Source organism: Lactococcus fujiensis JCM 16395 (genome assembly GCF_002441655.1).
GTDB lineage: Bacteria > Bacillota > Bacilli > Lactobacillales > Streptococcaceae > Lactococcus > Lactococcus fujiensis.
This window is the reverse complement of the sequence record NZ_JXJU01000001.1, coordinates 287248-311319: the sequence shown is the minus strand read 5'-3', so window position 1 is coordinate 311319 and position 24072 is coordinate 287248. Positions and strand designations below refer to the sequence as shown.

The following is a 24072-nucleotide window of genomic DNA, read 5'->3' as shown; positions in this document are numbered from 1 at the left end:
AAGTAATAGTTCCAAAAACTATTACTTTTATAATATTATTCTAATCCTACGCGTTTAAAGATCACGTCAACCCGTTTTAAATGGTAACGATAGTCAAATGCCTTTTCAATGTCTTCTAGTGTTAAATATGCTCTGATTTTTTCATTTGCTTCAACAAGCGGACGGAACATTATTTGCTCATCCCAAGATTTCGCGGTTAGTGGTTGAACTAAATCATAAGCAGCTTCACGTGCCATTCCTTTTTCTATCAACATTAACATTACATGCTGGCTGTATATTAACCCAAAAGTTGCATCCATATTGCGCTTCATATTGTCGGGGAAAACCGTTAAATTCTTGACGATACGACCAAAACGATTTAGCTGATAATCGAGTAGTTCTGTTGTGTCTGGTGCAATAATCCGTTCAGCTGACGAGTGAGAAATATCGCGTTCGTGCCACAAAGCAACATCTTCCATCGCCGTTAAAGCATGTCCGCGAATCACCCGTGAAATCCCCGTGATATTTTCAGAACCAATTGGATTTCGTTTATGAGGCATTGCAGATGAACCTTTTTGACCTTTCGCAAAAAATTCTTCTACTTCTCTTTGTTCAGATTTTTGTAACCCTCGGATTTCTGTCGCCATCCGTTCAATCGATGTCGAAATCAAGGCCATTGTTGTGAAATATTCAGCATGTAAGTCACGTGGCAAAATTTGAGTTGATATTTCTTGTGCTCGCGTACCTAATTTTTTTGTCACATATTCTTCAACAAAAGGAGGGATATTTGCAAATGTACCCACAGCACCTGAAATTTTTCCTGCTTCAACTGCTTTAGCCGCGTGTTCAAAACGTTCAATGTTTCGTTTCATTTCTGAATACCAAGTCGCAAGTTTTAAACCAAATGTTGTAGGTTCCGCATGAACACCATGGGTCCGCCCCATCATGACTGTATACTTGTGTTCAATCGCTTTGTTTTTAATAATCTCAGTAAAATTTTTCAAGTCTTGACGCAAAATATCATTGGCTTGCTTGTAGAGGTAACCATATGCCGTATCAACGACATCCGTCGAGGTCAAACCATAGTGAACCCATTTACGCTCATCACCCAAGGATTCCGAAACAGCACGTGTGAAAGCAACCACATCATGACGTGTCTCTTTTTCTATCTCAAGAATCCGATCAATATCGAATGTTGCGTTCGCTCTAATCTTAGCAACATCTTCGGCTGGAATTTCACCCAATTCGGCCCATGCCTCGTCGGCTAAAATTTCAACTTCCAGCCAAGCTTTATATTTATTTTCTTCCGTCCAAATTTCAGCCATCTCTGGTCGTGAGTAACGATTAATTACCAATTTCAGTCTCCAATTTTTTCTAAATAAAAAAGTCTCTATCTATTATATCATTTCATCTTCGAGATATTCGGCAATAAATAAAAAGTAGTCGAAAAAACAATTTTTCATTCGATATGACCGAACAATTATTTCGATGTTTCAAAAAGTTCAAGCAACCGTGCCAGATTATCTAAATCAATTTGTCCCGGTGCACTCTCTTCACCAACTGATGCAAATGTCCAACAAGATCCTGTAAGATATCCTGATATACGACTTATTTTTCCTAAATCGCCCATCCCCATCGTTATAAAATGGGCCCCATATTCTAGTGTCAAATCTCTGGTAATTTGGAGTAAATCCAGTACATCACATTCAGATTGTGGCATGACTGCTGCTTTAACAAAAGCCGTATTTTCTTCATTCATCAAAACAAGACGTTGCGTTAAATCATCAGGCATTTCTTTAAAATTGTGATAAGATAGGACAACTTTTTCTTTCACACTCGATAAATGTTCCAAAATATGTGGAAATGAAAAATATTCGATATCAATATAATCAGGATTATATGACAATAATTTTAAAATCAAATTTTGATAATCTTCATAAGTAGTTACTAAAAACCCACCTTCATTAGCAGTTCTTACAGTAAATAAAAGAGGAAATGAACAGAATTTTTTCTTGATCAAGTCAGCTGCAACCTCGATTTGACTTTTTTTCATATAATCAACACGCCATTCAATCAAATCCGTCTTTGCAAATAGATCGGGATCAAGAGATTCAAGTTCCTCTAACGTATGAGGCATAATTGGAACAACGATTTTGGTTTTTCGCATTCTGTACACCTTTCTATCTTATTTTTTCATATAATAATGAGTTCTTTAATCCATTTTAACACACTTTATTAGGAGGCACAATTTATATCAGAAAACAAAAAAGCACTTTCGTGCTTTTTATAATTCTTAATTCAACGAAGAAATAAAGGGGTCTAATCGACTTATCATCACCTGTTAAAGATTCGATTCTATCCATATTAATTATCTGATTTCCTAATTTGAATCTTTTCATCGAATCGGAGTCAAAATCAATCTTTCCGCAACTCAGACAGTCAAATTGTAGGCTTTAATTGCTTCTTCCAAAGCATCTTCAAAAGTGCGAACCACTGCCACTTCCTTACCAGAAACGACCACTACGAAAGTTCCAAATTCTTCTTTAATTTCAGCGACAATTTTTTTGCCTACTTTAACTTCGGCTCCACTTGCCGTATCTACGATTTCGATTTCAGTATCTTTTTTCTTAGACATCCTATTGTTCTCCATTATCAAAATTTTACAATCTGTTTTTCGTTACTGCATCAATTAAAAAAAAAACAAATCTCAATTCCCTATTTTACCATTTTAAATAAAAATTTGCACTTTTTCTATTGAATACTTGAAATTTGTCCCCATCCGTTCATTCCTATCACTAAAGAATTTCCATCTATGTAAAAATAAAAAATAAATCCTTTTTTGAGAGACTGTGCGAAAATTAAATTCCTCAATCCACCTAAATTTAGGGTATAATAGAGTTCATATCGGTGTTCGCACAGCATTCAAGACAGAGCAATAAATGAGGTTGAAAGATGACAAATAAGTTAAATGATCAAGTGAGACTGAGACATGGTGCAACTTTGACGAATCGTATCGTCTTGTCCCCAATGCAGAGCCAATCCGGGCTAAAAGGTGGATTTGTTTCAGAAGATACCATCCGTTATTATTCTGCACGTTCCGAAGCAGGGGGACTGCTGATTACAGAATTCCATTACGTCAGTGAAAATGGTGGGCCTTCATACGTCCCAAATTATCCAGAACAGCTTGGGGCTTATTCGGATAAACATTTAGAGGGATTAAAACAAGTTGCAAAGGCCTTGAAATCCAAGGGACATAAAGCAATTTTACAAATTCACCATGGCGGACGACGCGCAAATGGACGTTATCTTGACGGAAAGGCTGTTTTATCGCCCAGCCCACTTCCGCTGTCTTTTTCAAAATTTCCAGTCCGTGAAATGTCATCTGATGAAATTGAGGCCATAATTTTGGATTTTGGTCGGGCGACTAAAAGAGCAATTGATGCTGGATTCGATGGTGTTGAAATTCATGGTGCAAATCATTATCTTTTACAACAATTCTTCTCCAAATCCACGAATAAACGTATGGACTATTGGGGTGGAAGCCTTGAAAAAAGAATGCATTTTCCCTTAGCTGTCATACAAGAAGTTAAGAAGGTCATTAAAGCAAATGCTCCTGAAGATTTTATTCTGGGTTACCGGCTTAGCCCTGAGGAATTACATACTCATGGGGAAGGTTACAATTACCATGATTCAATTGCTTTCGTAAAAAAGATCATTCCATACGAACTGGATTATTTACATCTATCTTTATGGGCGGGTTACAATTCTAAACCGGAAAAATCAAACCAATCCTATGCTGAATTATTCAAAACTGTATTAGATGAACAAACAAAATTGATTATTGTAGGTGGAGTTTTTGATGAATCTGCAGCTAAAGATGCGGTCGAAAATTACGCTGATTTAATAGCTATCGCCCGAGGAACTTTGATTGAACCACAATTTGGAAAGAAAATAGTCGAAGGTCGTGGCCGAGAAATTTTGCATGAAATTAGCCCTGAATCTGTTCCTTATTCACAATTAACTGATGGCCTACTTGAGGCATTCAGTCGTGACGATTCAATTGGTTTACCACCTTTACCTGGTGCAAATTCAATACGTTCACTTCATACGGGGAAATATGATCAATAATAAAAAGCCTAAGGCTTTTTTATTTGTCGTATTTTGAAAAATTATTCGAAAATATAAAGGTCATCTGCCGTCAAAAAAATGACTTTGAGAAAAAATGAATAATGTTATTATTTACAAATATGATATACTGTTAATATAAAATACATAAATTATTGAATTCGTAATTATTCTAAAAAGGAGCATTGGATATGAATCGAGCTAAACTTAAATTTACAGTATATTTGATGATTACACTTTTTGGATTTAATTACTTCGCATCAACTTTAAATCAAATTTTACTTCAATATACCCCAGAAGCCTACAAGATTGATACTTCTAGTGTAAAAAATTTGAGTACCTTCTTTTTAGATCATGGCTTGATTTACATATTAAATCTCTTTGGCTACTTCCTCATTTTTATTTTCTTTGTAATGATTCTTATCCTTTTTGAGTTGAAAATAAATGAGGAATTGCATTGGAAGAAATTCTTAAATGCCGCAAAACGTCCTAAATTATATGGATTTGTTTTCGGGATTATTCTTTTATTTTGGCCACTTAATGAATTGGGATTAAGAGTCCCGATTGCTAATTATATTACCATTCCTCAAACTTTCCTCTCAATGATTTCAAACCAGTACATTTGGGGGCTCTTTTGGTTATTTTATGCAATTGTAATCCTTATTGCTATTCGTTTAAAAAATATTTTGCATTATCTTATCATTGATGACATAAAACATGAAAATTTAATGAAAAAAAGCTGGCAAGCAACAAAAAATACTTTTTTGAAAAATTTTAGTCATTTACTCATAATTTTTGGAAAATTAGCTGGGTTAGTCCTATTATTAACCGCGCTTCAGTCGGTCATTGACCTCTTCAATTCACGTGGCTTAAGTGTTTCAACTACAAATTTATTCGTTTCTATTTTGGCTGGTGCTTTGTATTTCACAACTGCAGAAATTTTACTCCTTTTTATAGCTGATTCATTTGGATCTAACGCTAACTCTAATAAAAAATGGGCGATTTGCACACAAATGGTTTTATTTATAGCCACATTAAGTGTTGGTTTTTCTTCAATATTTTTATCTGGAAAAATTCTGCATGTGACAAATCAGGACTATCTCATCATCGCACACATGGGGATTTCGAAGAAAACTGATATCCCTAATTCGATCGCGAGTTTAAAAAAAGCCCATGGTATTAAAACTGATTATGTCGAAATAGATATTCAAAAAACAAAAGATGGCCAATATGTCTTAAGTCATGACGCAAATATTACATCTATTGATGGAAAATCTTACAAAATTCAAAACTATTCTTGGGATAATTTAAAAAATATTTCTTTTATTTCAAATCAAAAGAAAACAAAATTAACAAATTTCAAAGCTTATTTGGAGCTAGCAAATTCATTAAATCAAAAAATCCTTGTCGAACTAAAATTCAATCAAACCGTTTCAAATAATGAATTGAAAGAATTTGCTGTAAAATATGGTAAATTATTGGCAGAAAACCACGCTCAATTACAATCATTGAATCAAAATTCTCTCGCTCGTATTCATAAGTATTTAGATAATGATCTAGGCCTCCTTTCCCCCGTCAACAACACCATCAATAATTCCAAATTAAGCCAATTTTATTCGATTGAATACTCTAGTTTGAATCAAAACACAGTAAATCAGGCGATTAGTAACAACAAGTTAATTTATGCTTGGACAATCGATTCTAAAGTGGATTTAGCCACCACTTTTGCTTATGGGGTACAGGGTTTCATCACAGACACTCCAGGGTTTACGCGTAATTATTTGCAACAAATAGCGAAACATCCTCACTTTTCGAATGTAATCCGCGGATCCCTTTTATTCAAACGCGTTGATTTTTAGTCAAACAAAAAAGGACATCAATGATGTCCTTTTTTGAGGTCTATCAAAACATTAGGTGAGCGGGTGATTTGAATTGATATACTTTTCAATTTGTTGATCTGGCACAGCCCACGGGATAAGGCTAATGATGCTGCTGATAAGGCAAAGTTGTGGAATATCGAAAAGGAATGCACCGGCGATTCCAACAACTAGTGCAGCCATAGAAAAAACGCCTTTCCACATCCACTTGGATTCCTTTATTTTGAAATTTGATTTCTTTAATATATTATAACTTAACAAATTATAGGCGACATCAACGAGTAATATATTAAGCGCATAAAAAATTTCGGGTGTACTTTTGTCTATATAATGTGCTATCCACTCAGTTGAAAAAGGAATAAAACTCATAAAGAAAAGCAAGAGGATATTCCACCATAAATCTTTTCCAGTGACAAATTTAATCAAATGTAATAAGTGATGATGGTTATTCCAAAAGATGGCTAAGATAATAAAACTAGCTAAATATGTAATAAATACATCACGCGATTTAAATAAATCTGACCAATTAGGACCCGCAGGTATTTTTAAGTTTAAAACCATAATGGTAATTAATATTGCCACAATACCGTCAGTAAATGCACTCATTCTATCTGTTTTCATTTTTTTCTCCTACTGAAGCAACTTGATTGTCTTTTATGACGAATAAGTTAAATAATTTTAACACAAGAGGCAATGTTTGTAAAATGTTCAAATCCTATCATATTCTTTTTCAATTTGATTTCTTTGACACCAGTTCCATTTTCATATTTTCTTATTATTTCAAATTTTTTCATCATTATTTTCTTTCAAGTATCTTTATTTGACTTGTTAAAAAAGTTTGTGTAAAATATTAAAATGAACAGTGTTCACCTTGAAGGGAAATAACGCATGAATAATTCCATCACTTCCAAAGAAATTTTGATTCATCATTGTAAGGAAATAGTCAAAGCTCAGGGTTTAAAAGGAATCAGTATACGTTCTCTCGCTGAACATTCCGGCGTTTCTATCGGTGCCATTTATAACTATTTTTCTTCGAAGGATCAATTAGTAAGCGAAACGACAGGCGCAATTTGGGCAGAAATATTCCATTTTTCTGAAAAGAGTTTCGAATATGACGAATTTGTAAAGTGTCTAGAGGAATTATTATGGAGTATCGAAAAAGGGAAAGCATTATACCCCCACTTTTTTTCGGCACAAGCCATCACGATTTCAATCGGTTCTTCTGCTCAATCACTTCAAACAAATTACGATTATTGGTCTCACATTAAGGAAAGTTTAGTTAAAATATTAATTATTGACAAAAAAATTCGTCCTGATGTTTTTGATGACAATTTAACCGCTGAAAAATTTGTAGATTACGTTTTTGAATTATTTTTACATGTTATTTTGAGTGATGACAAAAATAATGGATTAATAAAATTCGTTCAGAATTCAATCTATTAATTTTTTTTGATGCAAAATGAACATTGTTCACATTGGGAAAGGAAACTTATGGTAAAAAAATTAAACCTTTTACTTATTGCAAGTCTTGTCTGGATGGTCGCTGGATTTAACGTCTTAAAAATCGGATTAGACCTTTATTCAAAATACCTATCGCCACTAAATTATCTGCTTTCTATTGTGGTCTTTTTAATTTTTTGGTTTATGATTTTTCATAAACTTACAGTTAAACACACCAAGCGAATTCGTGAATATGAGGACGACAAACAATTTTTCTTGAAGTTTTTTGATGTTAAGTCCTTTATTATTATGGCTGTCATGATGATTGGCGGAATATTAATCCGTGTCCTTCATCTCCTGCCGGAGCAATTTATTGCCTTCTTCTATACTGGTTTAGGCGCCGCATTATTTTTAGCAGGACTTTTGTTTGGTTTGAACTATTTTAAAGAGAAAAAGAAAGTGAGATAAACATGAAAAAAGTAATGAATACCTCGATTATTTATTTTATTATTGCAATGGCAAGTGGCGTTTTTTATCGTGACTTTACAAAATTTAATAACTTCAATGGACAAACAGTCCTTGCTGTTTTACACACCCATCTCCTCGTTCTCGGGACCGCAGTTTTTCTGTTCATTGCCCTCCTCTACAAAATGACTGACCTTGAACATAACCGACTTTACAAGTATTTTTATCCGATTTACAATATTTCTTTTGGTCTGATGATTATCATGATGACGGTCAGAGGGGTCTTGCAAGTTAAAGCAGTTGAACTTTCACATGGCATGGATGCAATGATTTCTGGGATGGCTGGTCTATCACACATTGGGATAATGATCGCCGTTTTACTGCTCTTATTCGGAATCAAAAAAGAATTGTTAAAATAAAAGACATCGTTGATGTCTTTTTATTTTGCGTTCAAGCAATCCCTTTCGAAAAAGTTTGATTAAACCAGAGTTGACGAAATGTTTCGACTTCTCGTGCAATGACAAGCTCTTCATTAGTTGGAATTACAAGAACCTTTACTTTCGATTGTGCAGTTGAAATAATGCCATTTGCACCGCGAATATTTAATTCTGGGCTAATCTCCATTCCAAACCAAGAAAGGCCCTCTATAATATCTTGGCGGACAGCCTCATCATTTTCACCAATTCCAGCAGTAAATATGAGCGCATCAATTCCATTAAGGAGTCCGATGTATTGAGCAATATATTTTTTTAGTCGGTCAATAAACATGTCATAAGCTAATTGAGCATTTTTATCTCCAGATGCACGCGCATCATTTAAGTCTCTCATGTCACTTGTTAGGCCACTGATACCCAAAATTCCCGACTTGTTATTTAACTCATCCAATACCGCTGCTGCATTATTTAAATGGGCAACATTTTCAATGAGATATTGAATGACAGAAGGGTCAATGTCACCTGACCGTGTTCCCATCATAACCCCTGCGAGTGGCGTTAGGCCCATTGAAGTGTCAACTGATGTCCCTCCATCAATAGCGGTTATTGAGGCTCCATTTCCAATATGAGCAGAGACTAGTTTTAATTCGTCGATTGGTCTGTTCAACATTTCTGCTGCTAATTGACTGACATAATAATGTGAAGTCCCGTGTGCACCATATTTTCTTATGCTATATTCATCATAATATTTTTTAGGAATGGGATATAGAAAGGCTTTTTCGGACATGGTACTATGGAAAGCAGTATCGAACACCGCAACAGGTAAGGCTTGGGGTAAAAGTTTCATGAATGCTTCAATTCCAGCTGGATTTGCCAAGTTGTGTAATGGAGCCAGTCGTGCTAATTCTTTAATTTCTCCTAAAACTTTCTCATCAACAATGACAGAAGCTTTAAATAATTCACCCCCAGCAACGACACGATGTCCGACCCCAGTGATTTCGCGAAAATCATTGATTAAGCCATAGTGAATGAGCGTATCAAGCAGTAATAAAACACATTGTTGAACGTCAATAATTTTCTGTTCATTGCTGTGTTTTTCCCCTGCAAATTCCACTTTCATTGTTGACTGCTCTTGCCCGATACGTTCAAATATTCCTTTTGCAATCACTGTTTCTTCAGGCATTTGAAATAATTGCCATTTTAATGATGATGATCCAGAATTGACAGATAACGTTTTTCCCATTTTCCCTACCTATTAGATAAAAAAGCCTTCATAAAATTGAAGGCTTTAGCTGTTTATTTGACAACTTTCTTTACGATTGCTAATAATGTTTTAACATCTTCAACATTCGTGTCTCCAGTTTCTTTGTTAATTATTGAACTGTATACATGCGGAATAATTTTTTTCACACCAGCGTCGAGAGCAATTTGAAGAATTTCTTCAAAGTTCTCTAAATCAATGCCACCAGTTGGTTCAAGATAGAAATCATTTTCTGCACATGCAGCTGCTACCACCTTATATTCTTCGATATGCTCTAACCCTTTCATATTAAAGAATTTAATTGATGACCCTCCCATATCTTTCAAAAGTGCAATTGCTGTTTCGATTGGAACTTGTGCAGCACTTGTTTTTGATGATCGTGGGCCTGTTGCAATATTGACCAATCCTACTTTACCAGTTGGGTTGACTAAACCATTGACAATCGTCTCGTTTTGTCCAAGCAGGGCACGGCTTGTTCCAACGCCAGTAAATACTTGATTGACGTGTTGAGGTTGCAAAACTTTTGAAAGTCGCGAAACCATATTAGATTGATTTGGATCTCCCGCACCCAAACCTACTGAAAGTGCATTTTCAGTTGCTTCTGAATATTTTTTCATGTCTTCGATCGCAGCTTCATCTGTCGAATAATTTTTAGAAAGCACGCCCAATAAAACGTGGCCTTCTGCAGCGTCAAAGCAATCTTTTGCATTTTGTACTGAATTTGCTAATACATTTAAGCATACGCGATCTTGATAATATTTTGGTGTTGTTTTCATTTTATTCCATTATCTTTCTAATTTTGCTGATGATTTGATGAAGCTCATCAGTACTGACAGAGCGAACGTCAAATTCAATAATGCCATTATTGGCTTGATATTCTCTCGTGTATACAGCTGTTTCACCATTTTTGAGGTCTTGAATAAGGTCTAAGGCATTTTTTCGATCAGAACTGACACGAACACTGGCCCTGTAGATTTCACGGCCTGCACTGTCTTGCACTTCAGTCGCTTTGATCCCTTCAATTTCGTTTAAGCCCTGAATGAATGGTTGTAATCTATTTTCTTGGCTCTCTTTACTTTCAAGCCCATTTTTCACGTATTCTTCGATCGCAGTTACGAGTCCAACAATATTATCTTTCCCAATTTTCATTGAGCGTCCAATGCCTTTACTTTGCAACTGAACCCATTTGATAAATTGGTCTTTACCGAGTAGCAAAGCAGACGATGGTGCTTCGATTGCTTTGGCACCTGAGTAGATTACTAAATCAGCTCCCATTTGATAAAACTTTTTCAAATCTTCTTCAGCAGCCGCATCAACAATCAAAGGGAGCTTATTTCGTTTCGCTACTTCTACCATCTCACTTACGGAAAGGATACTTTTTTGAACAGCGTGATGGCTCTTAATATAAAGGAGAGCCGCTGTGTTTTCAGTGATTTCCATTTCGACATCTGCTTGCGTGCATTTATTTGCCCAACCTGCTTCAATGACTTTACCACCACCTAATTCGACCATGACTTGAACACCCGTTCCATAATCAACATTGTGTCCTTTTGGAATAACAATCTCACGTTTTGTGATGCGATCAGTAAATGGATGGTAGACATGATATAAGTCACCTTTACCAATGATGGCTGCCGTTGATTGAGCAATTCCAGCACTTGCGCTAGATAAAACTGTTGCATTTTCCGCTCCAATTAAATCGGCAAGGTAATGACCCGTCGCTTTCGTAAGTTCCTCCATGACGAAAAAACTTTGCCCTGCTTCTTTTTGAGCCGCAGCAACTGAATCACTGATTCTTGAGACACCCAAGATGGTCATTTTTTCAGATGCATTAATCACATTTTGCAGTTTAAATTTATTGTGAATGGTCATTATTTTTTCAATCCTTCTCTCTCAGTGAAACTCGTGAAATATTTTCCAGCGACTGTGCATCCAACAGGAATTATCGCTTCGTTTGTCACCTCAACATTGCCATTTGAATCAACGAGGTGAACTTCCTCATTCACTAATTTAAATAAACTAATGTCACCGTCTGCTCCGACTTCTAATTTTCCTTTATTTTTAAAGCCCCATGTCTGCGCTGGAACCTCCGTAACCATCGGTATCAATTCTTCTAAAGGATAACCAATATGAAGTAATTTAGTCAGTGTTGTTGCTAAATCATAAACTGGTCCATTTTTTCGATTTCGAATATAGGTGTCAGTACTGACCGTGTGACATTTGATATTTTCATTGAAAGCTTCACGCGCCACAGCAAAATTAAAACTGTCAGTGCCATGACCAATATCAAAACGAACACCTCTTTCATAAGCGGCTTTAGCAAAAGCTTTTACTTTACCATCATCGCCAAGGATGCCATTAGATTTACCATTGAAGCAATGTGTTACCACATCACCTGCATCTAATTCATTAAAAATTTCGTTTAATTCTGGAGGATTTGACCCAATATGAATCATGAGCGGAAGCTCTGCTCTTTGCTGAAGCTCCTTAGCCATTTTCAATGGCGTAATCCCGTTGTCACCGATGACCGACTTGCTCATCCTAACTTTCAAGCCGACAATAAAGTTTTTCATCTCATGGATTCTTGCCAAATTTAGGATTTCATTGACTTTTCTTAAATCCGCGAGTTCATCTTGCCGAATAATTCCTTCTTTTGAAATATTCATCAAAGCATAGACATTTGTCTCAGCCTCTTTCGCTAATTTGTAAAAGTCTTTAATTGTATTTTCACCTGTTGATCCTGCATCAATTACGGTCGTCACACCTTTTGTAACACCAATTTGATCGGGATAATCATAATATAAATCTAAGTCTTGGAAACAATGCACGTGTGAATCAATCCAACCTGCTGATAAAAATGCTCCTTTTGCATCAACCTCTTTTTTTGCTTGACCTTCATAATGATTTCCAACAAAAGAAATTTTACCTTCAGAAATCGCGAGCTCAATTGTCTCATGATTCACCGTTTTAGCATTTAGAATTACTATATCATCCATTTCATACCTGACTTTCTTTAACCAAGCGTAACTGGGAATAAGGCTCCCATAATCATTGCTCCGAGAATTGCACCACCTGCAATTGGTTTTTTCCATACGTAAAAGATTAAAGCACCAATGACTGCACCAATTCCAATTGGAATCGAAGCTAAACCAGCACTAAGAATGATGAGGGGACCGAGGAATCGACCTGATGAATTTCCGGCACCCATCATAATATCTGCACCAAAAGTCGATTGAGCCCCTTTGCCGTTAATCGTCACTTTTCGGATTCCGATGATGATTGCTCCTATTAAAAGACCAATTCCCAAACCGGTAGGCAAAGCCAACCAGAAATTTTTCACAGGGGCATCAATTTTCGCTGCCAATAAAATCCCAGGAATTCCTAAGCCGACACCAGTTAAAATTGAACCTCCTAAATCAAGAATTCCGACAAGAGAACCTTCAAGAATTCGAGCAAAAAGGAAACTTGCTCCAAATGCTGCCACAGGACCGTATGATCCACCTTCAAGTCCAGCTTTTAGCATTGAAACAAAGGCAACTTCATTAAACGCACCTGTTCCGTAAGTAATATACATTGACGTCCCTGCAAAAACAGCTGCAGCCATCAAACCTGTCATAATTGGAAATGACCAATCTGCGTACCAAAAACTTTTTTCTTTCATTTGCTCAATATCGAGCGAATCATTGATTTGCGTTGCTTGTTCCATGAATAATGTCTCCTATTTTCCTGTCACCATTTCGTGCATATTTTTAAGCCATTCTGGCGCCTGCAATTTGAATTGTTCCAATGCAGTTAAATCCATTCCGCGGAAGAAGCTACTAAGGACAAAGAGCAAAATGATTGCGGTCATCATAATTTTGGTCAAACGTGTCCAACCAAGTTCGTCGACCCCTTTACCAATCAAAATTCCAAGAACAACACCTGGCACTGCATTTCCCATCACAAGTTGAGCCAAACCACCAAAAAGTGTAGCCCAGAAACCTGTCCGCTTTCCAGCATCTAAAGCAGCCAACCAGAAAATTATTGGCATTACCGTATTAATCAAGATCGTTGCTGCTGGCACTAAAACAGCGACTGCAGCTACTTTAAGACTTGACGGGATCGCAGTTGTTGTCACATTCAAGAATGTAACAACGATAATTCCAATGATTGCCCCTGCAATGGCCATTTTTTTAGGATTCTCAACCGTTTGTTTGAAATTTTTATTGCGCACAAGCAAAGATGCTGCTGCCCAGTTTGGCAAAACACGGTGCGTGACATCTTGAGTAAAGGCTCCAGCAGCAACCGTTGATGCCCATGCATTGAAGAAGAAACCGAGTCCAAAAGAAAAATGTGACGCGGCATCACCTTCACAGGCATTCATTTCACCAAGCGTACGAAATGCACCGAGTGCTTGAACAGTAGGGGCATTAAACATTCTTGAAGCCCCCATACCAGCAGAGAAGCCCATCAATCCACCTATAATTATGGATTCAATAATTACGATAAAATTCATTATTTTACCTTTCTTAAATTGTTTTATTGATCAAAGGAATTTTTATTCCTTCTGGATTTTCATTGTTAATTTCAAATTCAATATCATTGAGCAAAAGTCGAGCGCATTGAACTTGAGCTTCCAGTTTAATTGAAAATTCAGAACGTGTTCTAGGGAAGAAGAAAAATAAAAATTTCTCACGCCATACTTTTTCTTCTGCTTTGATAATCTTTATTTCTTCAGGCTCAATTCGTAGAATAACATCGTTTGTGTTCTTCAAAATTTCCGTCTGAATTTGATTCAAAGCTGCTGCAAACGCTTCATTTTTCGATTTTCCTGTCCCTGAAACAATTACTTTTTCAACAGTTTTTATCATTTTTAAACTCCAAACTTCTTGTTATATGCCTCAACAAGAGAACGCCCTAATTCTTCTGTATCCATGAAACCAAAGCCTAAAACTTTAATTCCATCATTGATCGCAGTAATTCCCTCTTGGACTGACCTCATCCCGTGGCGTTCGGTATACTTATATTTGTTGGCAGCTGTCAACGCACCAGCACCTCCTGAACCACAAAATGAAAGTCCAAGCTCCGCTTGCTCACGATTCATTACGTCACCAAGACGCATATCTGCTGCCATTCCTGGAATAACAATCGCAACACCGCCTGCAGCTTCGATTCCCTTAGCAATATTTTGCCCTTTGCCCATTCTGTCTCCAATTACAACTTTTACCATGATTTTCTCCTTAATTTATATTTCCTAAAATATTTTCCATATGTACTGCTAATAAATATTTCTCATTTTCAGCCAATTTTTGGTTACTTTTGATAATATTAACGGCCATTTCCAGTGATTTATCCGTCAATTCAGCAAACAAGGTCGCTTCCATTTCTGGTAAATATTCTTCATTGTGATTTCGCGTCAACATTTCATCAACATGATTCAATAAAATCACCCATTGAATCTCGCTTGGCTCCAGTCCATCGTTGTTCAATTCATTGTTAATTGCTGTAACCAATGTTTTGAATTCCTCAGGATGTTGACTTTTAAGACACTGTTCATCGATTAATTTTTGTAAATCTGGCACACTCACTCCTTTCGAGCTTTATTCCAAATACCGCATTAATGCAATTATTTCGGAATCATTTATTTCTAATTCATTATCATTGCATAATGATTTAATAATATTTTTTAATTTCGTTCGTTCAAGATCTTCAATGATATCTTGATACTGTTGATTAAACATAATACGATGCGTCATAAGGAGAATATGTAATAAAATACTTTCTTTAAAATCTTCACTAATCATTTTTTCAAATTGATTGATAAAAGCTTCGTATACCATATAACCTTTAATAAGAACATCTCGACTTTGCTCACAAACTAAAGCCTTAGAGGTCCCTGTATTCATTTCATTTGACCGTTCCACTGAACCAAGACCTGCGTCAAGTAAAAAATTAACTTGGGATTGAATCCTTTGAAGGTCAATCTCGGATAAAAATGTTTTCACCTCAATCACAGGTGTCGTGACATTGTTGATTGGAAAAATACTGATAACCAAGTCAGGATTTAGCAAATCGATATATTTTCTTGAATTTAATACAGAAGCAAATCCAATGATCCGAATATGGTCAACTTCTTTGGATATTTTTTGCTCAATAAATGATGAAACACCCACACCGGTAGAACAGACATAAAGGACATTGATTTTTCTTCCCAATTGATTTTTCCGTTCAATCGATGTAAGAAAATGAAGTGCAACATAAGCAATAAAAGAATCATCAAATCTAATTTCATCAGGCAAATTATTGTCAAGGGCAATTTTTATTTCCCTGAAAAGTTGGTCATTCTTGGATTTAATATCAATTTCAAATGGATTATATTCATTGAGGTATAAATGATCCTTTGAAAATCGCATTGAAAAATGAGTGTATAAATTTTGAAATAGTAAACTATCCTCGTCGAAATTTTCATTCATCTCTTCGCTGACTTGCTGAATCACTTTTTTGGTAAGTATCCGTGCATTAATTTTTGTGCTTAATTTTTGTTCAGAGAGGATATAGTTAAATTCCTCTTCAAATTTGGCCAACCCAAACAAATCGTAGATGTCATTTAAAATACTCGAAACTATTGTTTCTTCAACTTTTTCATGCACAGGGGTCGTTCCGACTGAACAGTAATTTTTTAATCTTTGGCAAGATAAACAAATTCTTATCACCAAAGACAATGATAAATAATTTTCATTTTCTTGGATTTCTGGAAGTCTCCTCGTAATTTGGGGAATAATAACACGATAAATTTCACTCAAGGATTCATTGTTAAATACGGATAAAACCTGATTAAAATTTTTCTTAAATTCATGGTGATTGAGCAATGCGCTCAAGTCGAAATTCGTGAATTCAGCTTCCAATAAATCTGAAACAAGATTGCGGATTTTCAATTCGCTCCCTGATAACGAGTAACCCCAATGACTGCTATCTAATTCAAGCCCTTGCTTTTTTAATTCCTTCTTCAGAATAACCAGATCATTGACAATTGTATTTTGAGAAACCAAAAACTTATCAGCAAAATAATTACTTGTCAAGGGACCTGAGGATGAAAAGAAGTCAATGATCATCTGTTTAGCTCGCATTTTATGATCAAGAGGCGAATTTTGTCTCACTTCCGAATTCAAAATTTGAATCAGTTCTTCTTTTGGTAATTTTTCTGTTAAAAATCGGTACCCCTTTCCTCTTTGTGAAGTAATTTGCTCACCTTGTTCAACTGCCCAGTCACTAATCAAACGCATTTCATTTTTAATGGTTCTTACGCTGACATCAAATTCTTGTGATAAAAGACTAGATGTGACATACTTTGAGTTATTCAATAAAAATTTAGCAATTTCAATTTGTCTTACAGTTAAATTTGTTTTCATTTAATACTTTCTACTTGATAATTCTATTATAGTAAACGCTTTACCTAAAAAAAATACAAAATCTATGGCTTTGTTAAAGTGCAATAGATGAAATAAAAGATGCACCAAGTTTAGTGCATCTTTTTATGGGGTTTTATGGAAATGATAGCGCTATTTTTTTATTTTAACATAAATACATAATAGATAACAGTATAGACCAATAAATAATATATTTTATATAATTTTGTAAAAAAAAAACACCAGTAGGTGTTCTCTCAATTTAAACTATTATTTTTCAGTTGTTTTTTCAGCTACTTCAGGTTTTACAACAGTTTTAACGCCAACTTTGTCAAAGTGTTTGTGTCCACCACTTTTACGGTTACGTTTTCCAGCTTTACGTGATTTATACATCTTAATATCCTTTCATTTGTATTCATGTGCGAATACATCCATTTCAATATTTTAGCACTTTTAGGGCTCACTTTCAAGATATATTAACGGAACCCCCTTCAAATGCTGAATCATTTGCATCAATTAGATACAATATCACACTAAAAATAGAGAAGTTGTTATTAGATAGACATTTAATAGTTTATATATTAATAAATACACCTTTATTTAATAATTCAAGGACAATAAAGTGCTATAATTTAAAAATGTACCGCTAATGATAGAAATTTGAAAAAGGAAAAAGATGGACGAAAAATACTTACATTTATTAAAGAAACAATTTTCAAATCGTGAAGCAGTCTTGACTGAAATCATTAATCTAAGCGCAATTTGTGAACTCCCAAAAGCAACAGAACATTTTGTGAGTGACATTCATGGCGAATATGCTGCTTTCAACCATGTTTTGCGTAATGGTTCTGGCTCAATAAAAGAAAAGTTGAAAGAATGTTTTCCAGATTTTTCGGGAGAACGAATTTCTGACTTATCAACATTAATCTATTATCCTCAAGATAAATTGACTTATCAAAAAGACACCCTTTGTTTACTTGACTTTGATCTCTGGTGTCAAGAAAAACTTATTGAACTCATAAAAGCATGCAAATATGTCAGTCAAAAATATACTCGTTCTAAAGTACGTAAAGCTTTTCCTGAACAATTTCGATATATTTTGGAAGAACTCCTTATTGAAGAGGCCTTTTCAACGGACAAAAAAAATTATTTTGAGTCGATCATCCAGAAATTACTCCAATTAGGACAACTTTCAAATTTAATGATTGCACTTGCTGATACAATCCGAAGATTAACCGTTGACCATTTGCACGTGGTTGGAGACATTTATGACCGTGGCCCTTTTCCTGATAAAATTATCGATCGATTAATGGGCCTTCCTTCTGTCGATATTCAATGGGGAAATCATGACATTGTTTGGATGGCAACGATTGCCGGCTCTCCTTTAGCAATGATGAATGTCTTAAGAGTATCAGCCCGCTATGGAAATCTTGATATTTTGGAAGATTCCTATGGTATCAACTTGCGACCCTTGATCGAATATGCTCAAAAATATTATGAACCATTAGCAGCATTCGCACCCCACTTGGTTGAGGGGAAATTCGTCACCCAAGATGAAATGGACCTGCTCAATCGACTGCAACAAGCAGCCGCAATACTTCAATTTAAACTTGAAAGCCAACTGATTGCACGGCGACCTGAATTCATTCTCGATGATCGTGATATTCTACAGCACATTAATTTTTCAGATCAGACCATCAAAATAAAAGAACAAATCTATCCCTTAGTTGATTTCAATGCGCCCACAATTGATCCTCAAGCACCTGAAAAACTTACGTTCGAAGAGCTTCATTTAACAGACCACTTATTATCAAATTTTCAAACTTCTGAAAAATTGCATAAACATGTTCAATTTTTACTAGAAAAAGGAGGAATGTATCTTTGCTATAATGGAAATTTGCTCATCCACGGCTGCCTTCCATTGCACGAAAATGGAGACTTTAAATCATTTCGAATAGAAGAAAAAGCATACTCAGGCAAAGCTTTACTCGATTTCTATGATCGAAAAGTACGCGAAAGTTTTCTTCATCCAGAAGTTCCAGATGATTTAGCAACGGATTTGCTTTGGTATCTGTGGGTCGGAGAATGTTCTTCACTTTTTGGAAAAAAAGCAATGACAACTTTTGAACGTTATTACATCGCTGATAAAAAAACGCATGCTGAAATAAAGAATGCCTATTATGCATTGCGGAAAAAAAGTTCAACCATCAGTCACATTTTGGAAAATTTTGGCCTTTCATCTGAGGGACATTTAATCAACGGGCACACCCCAATCAAAGAAAAAAACGGAGAAAACCCAATCAAAGCTGACGGAAAACTAATTGTCATTGATGGTGGGTTTTCTAAGCCCTATCAAAAAGAAACAGGCATAGCAGGTTATACACTTCTTTACAATAGCTTCGGTATGCAACTTTCCGCACATCAACCTTTTAGTTCAATTGAGGAAGCGGTTAAAGAAAGTCGAGATATGATTTCCGTAAAGCGCCTCGTCGATAAAGTTGAAACAAGACAACGGGTCCGAGATACAAATATTGGTCAGCAGCTACTTAAAGACATTGCTGATTTAGAAATTTTATATGACAATTATGACCGCTATTAAAAAAATCTCTTACGAGATTTTTTTATTTTATAAAAGTTCTTTGAAAAGTCCCCTAACGAAGAATTCTTCATCAAAGTCCTGTAAGTCGTCTATTTTTTCGCCTAATCCAATTAATTTTACTGGAATCCTTAAACTTTGAACTATAGACAAGACAATCCCACCTTTTGCTGAACCATCAAGTTTTGTCAGTGCAATTCCTGTAATTGGAGTGACTGTGCTGAATTCCTTGGCTTGTTGAATGGCATTTTGACCAGTTGTAGCATCGAGCGCAAGAATTGTTTCATGTGGTGCATCTGGAATTTCACGACGAATCACTTTCCCAATTTTTTCCAATTCCTTCATCAAATTGTCTTTATTTTGCAATCGTCCTGCTGTGTCAATCATTAAAATATCATAATGCTCAGCCTTAGCTTTTTGAAGCGCATCATAAACGACACTAGCTGGGTCGGAACCAGCGGCTTTTGTGACCACTTCAACATCTGAACGTCGTCCCCATTCAACTAATTGATCAATTGCTCCTGCACGGAAAGTATCGGCGGCGGCCAGCAAAACTTTCTTATGCTGATTTTTATAGCGAGCAGCTAATTTACCTATGGTTGTCGTTTTTCCAACACCGTTCACACCAACAAATAAGAACACGGTTAAGCCGTCTTCCATCGTCAGGATTGATGGCAGTTTATCTTCATCAAATTTATCGACAATTTTTTCAACAATCAATTGACGGAGGTCATCAGCCGACTTAGCTTTGGTCAATTTTGCTTCTTGACGAAGTTCTTTAGTAATCTCCATGGCCAAATCTACACCAACATCGGACATGATCAATGTTTCTTCAAGCTCTTCAAAAAATTCTTCGTCAACCGTACGGAAATTGGCAAATAACTCATTAAAGCCTTCTTTAAATGTATTTCTTGTTAAAGAAAGAGAATTTTCATATTTCTTTTCCGTTTCTTCTCGTGATTGGGCAAAGATATCAGCCAAAGCATCGACATCAATAGTGATTGCTTCTTCGTCATTTTCACCGATACGAGTGTCAGCATTGATTTCGTTTTCACTTTTATCAAATCGAACTGGTTGCTGTGATTCAATATTATTGGCCTCATCTGTGGTATCGGCCGAACTAACTGGCGAAACTGCAGGTTCATTTTCAATTTCTTGAACCGTTTCTTTATGATTAATTTCTACCGGATCAAGTGCTTCTTCTTTTTCCTTTTTTTTACCAAATAAGCGGTCAAAAAGTCCCATGTGGTTCTCCAATTCTAATTTGTTAAATTATTACATTTCCAACATTTCTTGTTCTAAATGATGGAATTATATTGAGTGATCGTCATTTTTTTCTGTATCTTGAATTTCATCTTCAGAGAGACGACGATTAATCAAATAGATTCCGCCTGCCAAAATAATAATTGAACCGATATCAATTCCTTTAGACAAAAGTACAAATTGAGTGGTTCCAACTGCCAGGGCAAGCATAATAGTCAACGTCGCATGTAAAGCAAATACAATCCCCATAAACAAGGTATAAATCATGAAAAAACGATGCATTTCAGCTAAATCAGCTGCTTTATCTTCCTCGGTATCATAAACCTCTTCTTCTAAAGCTGCCTTAACTTTATTTCTGGACAATATCCCCATTATTGGATGATTAATTGCTGCTGAAAACAATAAGACGATGCCGATTGCTCCCGTCAATATGGGATGCCAGAGCTTAAATGCCATATCATTTCCATTCGTCAAATAAACGGCTAAAATCGAAATCAAGAAACCACAGACCGCAACCAGACCAATTGGGTTGATCTTTCTTTTGCGAATCGCAGAGTAGATGGTCAAAAGAACGGGAAAAGCAGTCGCCACGCCCAACGCCATTGTATCCGAATAATGTAACCATTTTAAAATGCCATAAGCAATGACAGGCAAAATGAAAGCGACAATGAAAGATACCGTTAAATTTCTAATTTGATTATTATTTTTTTTCATTTCATCTCTATTTAATGACATATTCATTAATGACAGACGCAACTGCATGTTCTTCGTTGGTTCTGTCAGCGATGATATTGGCTGCCTTCTTCAATTTCTCTACCGCATTTCCCATCGCTACACCATAGCCAGCCCATTCAATCATAGACATATCATTTTCTTCGTCTCCCATTGCCATCACGTTCTCAGCTTTTAAATTAAGAATTTTAGCTAATTGAGCAAGGCCATAAGCTTTATTTATTCCTTTGGGCATAAATTCAACTAACTTGGCTTGTGATTTAAAAATTTCATACTTTGTAAAAAATGTTGCTGGAAACAATGGAATTTTTGAATCAATAAAATCAGCTTCTTGACAGGAAACAATCTTATTAATAATCGTGTCTGCTGTTAATTGATCCAGATTAGATTGTTTAAATGTCAACAGTTTATTTATTTTTGGATAAAGTGAAGGAACTGCAGAATCAGTCATGAGCACAGTGCCTTCACTTAAAAGGTCGCAAGGCATTCCAAGTTGGTTGGTCATTTCCTTAATATCCGAAGCTTCGGCTAGATTAAATGTCTTTTTGGAAAGAATGTCCCCTGTGTTTCGTTGAACGAGTCCCCCATTAAAGGTGATTGAAAAATCATTATAATCGGTCATATCAAGTTCATCTAAGAGGTGATGAATAGCAATTAAAGGCCGGCCAGTTGTGATAACTACATGAACCCCTTGTTCACGCGCTTTTTTTATCGCAGTAATATTTTCTTTTGAAATCTCTTTTTTGGAGTTGAGTAAAGTTCCATCCAAATCGAGCGCAATTAATTTTATTTCAGCATTCATGATTTCATTATACCACACCCCATAACTCAAAACCACCATTTCCCCTGTTTTCCGCCGTTTTAGAATCTATTCCAACGCCCCGACAAATCGGTAGAAAAATCGTACTTTTTGCGTTTTTTCTCCGTCCTCACTTAACGTTTTTTCTGAAATTTCGATGCGCTCCAACAATTCACGAACTTTTTCAGGCGTTAAATTTTCCAACAAGGCCGTGCTTTTCGCGAGTTTCACAAAATTATCCACGTTCTGACAGTCGGCTTTTATTTTCGTTATTTTTTCGCGAAAAGCTATATTTTGGATTTCTAGATTTCTCTGCTCCTTCTCAAAATCTTCACTCATTTTTGCGAAACGTTCATCTGAAATTTTCCCTGAAACATTGTCTTCGTAAAGACGAGAAATGATGCTGTCCAGCTCTAAAATTCGCGTTTCATTTTCGTGAAATTTCCGCTCCATTTCCGCCACTTTTTTCAAGTCGTCCGAGGCAAATTTTCTGTGAAGCTCTGCTACGAAATCTCCGCTTTCTTCGTTCACTTTGGCTTGAATTTTCGCGAAATCATTCGCTACAGCTTCCGCCAAATCTTCTTCGCGAATTCGATGATAACTTTCACAATATCTCAAACGTGAAGCACGTCCGCTACAAAAGTAATTTTTATAGTTTTCATGATTGTCGTAATGATGTTTGTGTCCGCAATCCGCGCAGAAAGTCATCCCTGAAAACAGTCCGATGCGCTTATTGTGCGTTTGTCTGGTTCGGCGCGAATTTCGCATTTTCTGAACCAAATCGAACGTTTCTTTATCAATAATCGCTTCATGATGTCCCGGAAAAATTTTCCACTTTTCGCGAGGATTCGGTAGACATTTTTTCGACTTATAGGATTTTTTATAAGTCTTAAAATTGACCACGTATCCAAGATAGGCCTGATTTTTAAGAATAGAGCCTATCACATCAAAACTCCAACGGTACGGTAGTTTTCCTACTTTTGCACTATGTTCGCCAATCGCTTCCTTGTGGCGCGCTGGAATCAAAATTTTATCTCGTTCCAGCCCGCCCGCAATCATTGAGAGACTTTTGCCTTCAATACATTCATGAAAGATTCTTTGGACGATTTTCGCTGCTTCCTCGTCCACCAGCCAGATTTTCGTTTGTCTGTAATTCTCACCTTTCAGATAACCATAAGGTAAAGTACCACTAATCGGCTCCCCAGCATTTCCTTTCGCATGTTTCACCGCTTTGATTTTCTTGCTCGTGTCTCTGGCATACCATTCGTTAAACAAGTTGCGAAAAGGTGCCAAGCTATTATCCTCTTCTTGCAAAGAATCGACATTATCGTTAATCGCGACGAACCGTACATTCTTCTCTGGAAAAACCACCTCGGTAAAAGCACCCACTTTCAAGTAATCGCGTCCAAAACGGCTCAAATCTTTCACAATAAAATGTTTGACTCGGCCCGCTTCTACTAATTGGATCGCCGCTTGAAAAGCTGGTCGATTAAAGGTCGTCCCACTTATTCCGTCATCCGAAAAAAACACGCAATTTCTGAGACCTTCACTTTTCGCGAAATTTTCAAGCAACAACCTTTGGTTCAAGATTGAATCCGAATCACCCGTTTTCCTGCCGTCATCTTTCGAAAGACGCGCATAAAGTACGGTAATATCACGCATTCCTTCATTCATTTCGGTGTATTCAATTGTCAATGATCTAGTCATATCTGTCTC

26 protein-coding genes are annotated in these 24072 nt (G+C 36.1%); 6 read left to right on the top strand and 20 right to left on the bottom strand.

Annotated elements, in window-relative coordinates:
- Window positions 1–35: 35 nt before the first annotated feature.
- From purB to RT41_RS01440, 3 genes are all read right to left on the bottom strand, one after another.
- On the bottom strand, window positions 36–1334 hold the full coding sequence (gene purB, locus RT41_RS01450) for an adenylosuccinate lyase (RefSeq protein WP_096816956.1): 1299 nt from the start codon (window positions 1332–1334) through the stop codon (window positions 36–38).
- A gap of 125 nt (window positions 1335–1459) precedes the next feature.
- Window positions 1460–2146: a type I 3-dehydroquinate dehydratase gene (gene aroD / locus RT41_RS01445; RefSeq protein WP_096816955.1), complete on the bottom strand. Its 687-nt coding sequence runs from the start codon at window positions 2144–2146 to the stop codon at window positions 1460–1462.
- Between the two features lie 264 nt (window positions 2147–2410).
- A complete protein-coding gene (locus tag RT41_RS01440; RefSeq protein WP_096816954.1) occupies window positions 2411–2614 on the bottom strand; it encodes a DUF2969 family protein in 204 nt (67 codons plus the stop codon).
- A gap of 317 nt (window positions 2615–2931) precedes the next feature.
- Here RT41_RS01440 and RT41_RS01435 point away from each other — a divergent pair, with 317 nt between their 5' ends.
- Window positions 2932–4107, top strand: coding sequence for an NADH-dependent flavin oxidoreductase (locus RT41_RS01435; protein ID WP_096816953.1), 1176 nt, complete (start codon window positions 2932–2934; stop codon window positions 4105–4107).
- Window positions 4108–4295: 188 nt separating this feature from the next.
- Complete coding sequence (locus RT41_RS01430; protein WP_096816952.1) at window positions 4296–5963, top strand: glycerophosphodiester phosphodiesterase family protein; 1668 nt, start codon at window positions 4296–4298, stop codon at window positions 5961–5963.
- A 51-nt stretch (window positions 5964–6014) separates the two neighbouring features.
- Here RT41_RS01430 and RT41_RS01425 read toward each other — a convergent pair whose 3' ends face one another.
- Both RT41_RS01425 and RT41_RS10720 read right to left on the bottom strand, forming a co-directional pair.
- Window positions 6015–6602 (bottom strand): TMEM175 family protein, encoded by a 588-nt coding sequence (locus tag RT41_RS01425; protein WP_096816951.1) that lies wholly within the window; start codon window positions 6600–6602, stop codon window positions 6015–6017.
- 47 nt (window positions 6603–6649) lie between these two features.
- Window positions 6650–6778: a hypothetical protein gene (locus tag RT41_RS10720; RefSeq protein ID WP_281251365.1), complete on the bottom strand. Its 129-nt coding sequence runs from the start codon at window positions 6776–6778 to the stop codon at window positions 6650–6652.
- Window positions 6779–6869: 91 nt separating this feature from the next.
- Between RT41_RS10720 and RT41_RS01420 the strand changes: the two genes are divergently transcribed.
- From RT41_RS01420 to RT41_RS01410, 3 genes are read left to right on the top strand one after another with little or no spacing between them, the layout of a single operon-like run.
- On the top strand, window positions 6870–7424 hold the full coding sequence (locus RT41_RS01420; protein WP_096816950.1) for a TetR/AcrR family transcriptional regulator: 555 nt from the start codon (window positions 6870–6872) through the stop codon (window positions 7422–7424).
- Between the two features lie 48 nt (window positions 7425–7472).
- Window positions 7473–7889, top strand: a complete 417-nt coding sequence (locus tag RT41_RS01415; RefSeq protein ID WP_054638912.1) for a hypothetical protein — start codon at window positions 7473–7475, stop codon at window positions 7887–7889.
- Window positions 7890–7891: 2 nt separating this feature from the next.
- Window positions 7892–8305, top strand: a complete 414-nt coding sequence (locus RT41_RS01410) for a DUF2871 domain-containing protein (protein WP_096816949.1) — start codon at window positions 7892–7894, stop codon at window positions 8303–8305.
- 31 nt (window positions 8306–8336) lie between these two features.
- On the opposite strand, the gene RT41_RS01405 is transcribed toward RT41_RS01410, so the two are convergent.
- The 11 genes from RT41_RS01405 to RT41_RS10715 all read right to left on the bottom strand — a co-directional run bounded on the left by RT41_RS01405 (window position 8337) and on the right by RT41_RS10715 (window position 17359).
- Window positions 8337–9563: an acetate kinase gene (locus RT41_RS01405; protein ID WP_096816948.1), complete on the bottom strand. Its 1227-nt coding sequence runs from the start codon at window positions 9561–9563 to the stop codon at window positions 8337–8339.
- Window positions 9564–9616: 53 nt separating this feature from the next.
- The gene (dagF, locus tag RT41_RS01400) at window positions 9617–10357 is read right to left on the bottom strand and encodes a 2-dehydro-3-deoxy-phosphogluconate aldolase (RefSeq protein ID WP_096816947.1); all 741 of its coding nucleotides are present in this window, start codon (window positions 10355–10357) and stop codon (window positions 9617–9619) included.
- A 1-nt stretch (window position 10358) separates the two neighbouring features.
- Window positions 10359–11453, bottom strand: a complete 1095-nt coding sequence (locus tag RT41_RS01395) for a DgaE family pyridoxal phosphate-dependent ammonia lyase (RefSeq protein ID WP_096816946.1) — start codon at window positions 11451–11453, stop codon at window positions 10359–10361.
- Window positions 11453–12577 carry an amidohydrolase/deacetylase family metallohydrolase gene (locus tag RT41_RS01390; RefSeq protein WP_096816945.1) on the bottom strand — a complete coding sequence of 375 codons (1125 nt, stop codon included), beginning with the start codon at window positions 12575–12577 and terminating at the stop codon, window positions 11453–11455. Before RT41_RS01390 ends, RT41_RS01395 begins: the two co-directional genes overlap by 1 nt.
- A 17-nt stretch (window positions 12578–12594) precedes the next feature.
- Window positions 12595–13287, bottom strand: coding sequence for a DUF4310 family protein (locus tag RT41_RS01385; protein ID WP_096816944.1), 693 nt, complete (start codon window positions 13285–13287; stop codon window positions 12595–12597).
- 12 nt (window positions 13288–13299) lie between these two features.
- The gene (locus tag RT41_RS01380) at window positions 13300–14076 is read right to left on the bottom strand and encodes a DUF4311 domain-containing protein (protein ID WP_054638913.1); all 777 of its coding nucleotides are present in this window, start codon (window positions 14074–14076) and stop codon (window positions 13300–13302) included.
- Window positions 14077–14089: 13 nt separating this feature from the next.
- The gene (locus RT41_RS01375; protein ID WP_054638914.1) at window positions 14090–14431 is read right to left on the bottom strand and encodes a DUF4312 family protein; all 342 of its coding nucleotides are present in this window, start codon (window positions 14429–14431) and stop codon (window positions 14090–14092) included.
- Window positions 14432–14433: 2 nt separating this feature from the next.
- A complete protein-coding gene (locus tag RT41_RS01370; RefSeq protein ID WP_054638915.1) occupies window positions 14434–14790 on the bottom strand; it encodes an SFCGS family glycine-rich protein in 357 nt (118 codons plus the stop codon).
- A 10-nt stretch (window positions 14791–14800) separates the two neighbouring features.
- A complete protein-coding gene (locus tag RT41_RS01365; protein ID WP_054638916.1) occupies window positions 14801–15142 on the bottom strand; it encodes a hypothetical protein in 342 nt (113 codons plus the stop codon).
- Window positions 15143–15160: 18 nt separating this feature from the next.
- A complete protein-coding gene (locus RT41_RS01360; protein ID WP_096816942.1) occupies window positions 15161–16969 on the bottom strand; it encodes a BglG family transcription antiterminator in 1809 nt (602 codons plus the stop codon).
- 267 nt (window positions 16970–17236) lie between these two features.
- On the bottom strand, window positions 17237–17359 hold the full coding sequence (locus RT41_RS10715) for a hypothetical protein (protein ID WP_281251364.1): 123 nt from the start codon (window positions 17357–17359) through the stop codon (window positions 17237–17239).
- Between the two features lie 283 nt (window positions 17360–17642).
- On the opposite strand from RT41_RS10715, the gene RT41_RS01355 reads away from it, so the two are divergent.
- A complete protein-coding gene (locus RT41_RS01355; RefSeq protein ID WP_054638920.1) occupies window positions 17643–19565 on the top strand; it encodes a fructose-bisphosphatase class III in 1923 nt (640 codons plus the stop codon).
- Between the two features lie 27 nt (window positions 19566–19592).
- Here the strand turns inward: RT41_RS01355 and ftsY are convergent, their stop codons facing one another.
- From ftsY to RT41_RS01335, 4 genes are all read right to left on the bottom strand, one after another.
- Window positions 19593–20807: a signal recognition particle-docking protein FtsY gene (gene ftsY, locus RT41_RS01350; protein ID WP_096816941.1), complete on the bottom strand. Its 1215-nt coding sequence runs from the start codon at window positions 20805–20807 to the stop codon at window positions 19593–19595.
- Between the two features lie 66 nt (window positions 20808–20873).
- A complete protein-coding gene (locus tag RT41_RS01345; protein WP_096816940.1) occupies window positions 20874–21539 on the bottom strand; it encodes a VC0807 family protein in 666 nt (221 codons plus the stop codon).
- Window positions 21540–21546: 7 nt separating this feature from the next.
- Window positions 21547–22359, bottom strand: coding sequence for a Cof-type HAD-IIB family hydrolase (locus tag RT41_RS01340; RefSeq protein ID WP_096817021.1), 813 nt, complete (start codon window positions 22357–22359; stop codon window positions 21547–21549).
- Between the two features lie 66 nt (window positions 22360–22425).
- Window positions 22426–24063: a recombinase family protein gene (locus RT41_RS01335; RefSeq protein ID WP_096816939.1), complete on the bottom strand. Its 1638-nt coding sequence runs from the start codon at window positions 24061–24063 to the stop codon at window positions 22426–22428.
- Window positions 24064–24072: the final 9 nt, after the last annotated feature.

Coding starts and splice junctions, on each gene's coding strand:
- aroD (WP_096816955.1), bottom strand. CDS start 2,146: ATGCGAAAAACCAAAATCGTTGTTCCAATTATGCCTCATACGTTAGAG.
- RT41_RS01440 (WP_096816954.1), bottom strand. CDS start 2,614: ATGTCTAAGAAAAAAGATACTGAAATCGAAATCGTAGATACGGCAAGT.
- RT41_RS01435 (WP_096816953.1), top strand. CDS start 2,932: ATGACAAATAAGTTAAATGATCAAGTGAGACTGAGACATGGTGCAACT.
- RT41_RS01430 (WP_096816952.1), top strand. CDS start 4,296: ATGAATCGAGCTAAACTTAAATTTACAGTATATTTGATGATTACACTT.
- RT41_RS01425 (WP_096816951.1), bottom strand. CDS start 6,602: ATGAAAACAGATAGAATGAGTGCATTTACTGACGGTATTGTGGCAATA.
- RT41_RS10720 (WP_281251365.1), bottom strand. CDS start 6,778: ATGATGAAAAAATTTGAAATAATAAGAAAATATGAAAATGGAACTGGT.
- RT41_RS01420 (WP_096816950.1), top strand. CDS start 6,870: ATGAATAATTCCATCACTTCCAAAGAAATTTTGATTCATCATTGTAAG.
- RT41_RS01415 (WP_054638912.1), top strand. CDS start 7,473: ATGGTAAAAAAATTAAACCTTTTACTTATTGCAAGTCTTGTCTGGATG.
- RT41_RS01410 (WP_096816949.1), top strand. CDS start 7,892: ATGAAAAAAGTAATGAATACCTCGATTATTTATTTTATTATTGCAATG.
- RT41_RS01405 (WP_096816948.1), bottom strand. CDS start 9,563: ATGGGAAAAACGTTATCTGTCAATTCTGGATCATCATCATTAAAATGG.
- dagF (WP_096816947.1), bottom strand. CDS start 10,357: ATGAAAACAACACCAAAATATTATCAAGATCGCGTATGCTTAAATGTA.
- RT41_RS01395 (WP_096816946.1), bottom strand. CDS start 11,453: ATGACCATTCACAATAAATTTAAACTGCAAAATGTGATTAATGCATCT.
- RT41_RS01390 (WP_096816945.1), bottom strand. CDS start 12,577: ATGGATGATATAGTAATTCTAAATGCTAAAACGGTGAATCATGAGACA.
- RT41_RS01385 (WP_096816944.1), bottom strand. CDS start 13,287: ATGGAACAAGCAACGCAAATCAATGATTCGCTCGATATTGAGCAAATG.
- RT41_RS01380 (WP_054638913.1), bottom strand. CDS start 14,076: ATGAATTTTATCGTAATTATTGAATCCATAATTATAGGTGGATTGATG.
- RT41_RS01375 (WP_054638914.1), bottom strand. CDS start 14,431: ATGATAAAAACTGTTGAAAAAGTAATTGTTTCAGGGACAGGAAAATCG.
- RT41_RS01370 (WP_054638915.1), bottom strand. CDS start 14,790: ATGGTAAAAGTTGTAATTGGAGACAGAATGGGCAAAGGGCAAAATATT.
- RT41_RS01360 (WP_096816942.1), bottom strand. CDS start 16,969: ATGAAAACAAATTTAACTGTAAGACAAATTGAAATTGCTAAATTTTTA.
- RT41_RS10715 (WP_281251364.1), bottom strand. CDS start 17,359: ATGTATAAATCACGTAAAGCTGGAAAACGTAACCGTAAAAGTGGTGGA.
- RT41_RS01355 (WP_054638920.1), top strand. CDS start 17,643: ATGGACGAAAAATACTTACATTTATTAAAGAAACAATTTTCAAATCGT.
- ftsY (WP_096816941.1), bottom strand. CDS start 20,807: ATGGGACTTTTTGACCGCTTATTTGGTAAAAAAAAGGAAAAAGAAGAA.
- RT41_RS01345 (WP_096816940.1), bottom strand. CDS start 21,539: ATGAAAAAAAATAATAATCAAATTAGAAATTTAACGGTATCTTTCATT.
- RT41_RS01340 (WP_096817021.1), bottom strand. CDS start 22,359: ATGAATGCTGAAATAAAATTAATTGCGCTCGATTTGGATGGAACTTTA.
- RT41_RS01335 (WP_096816939.1), bottom strand. CDS start 24,063: ATGACTAGATCATTGACAATTGAATACACCGAAATGAATGAAGGAATG.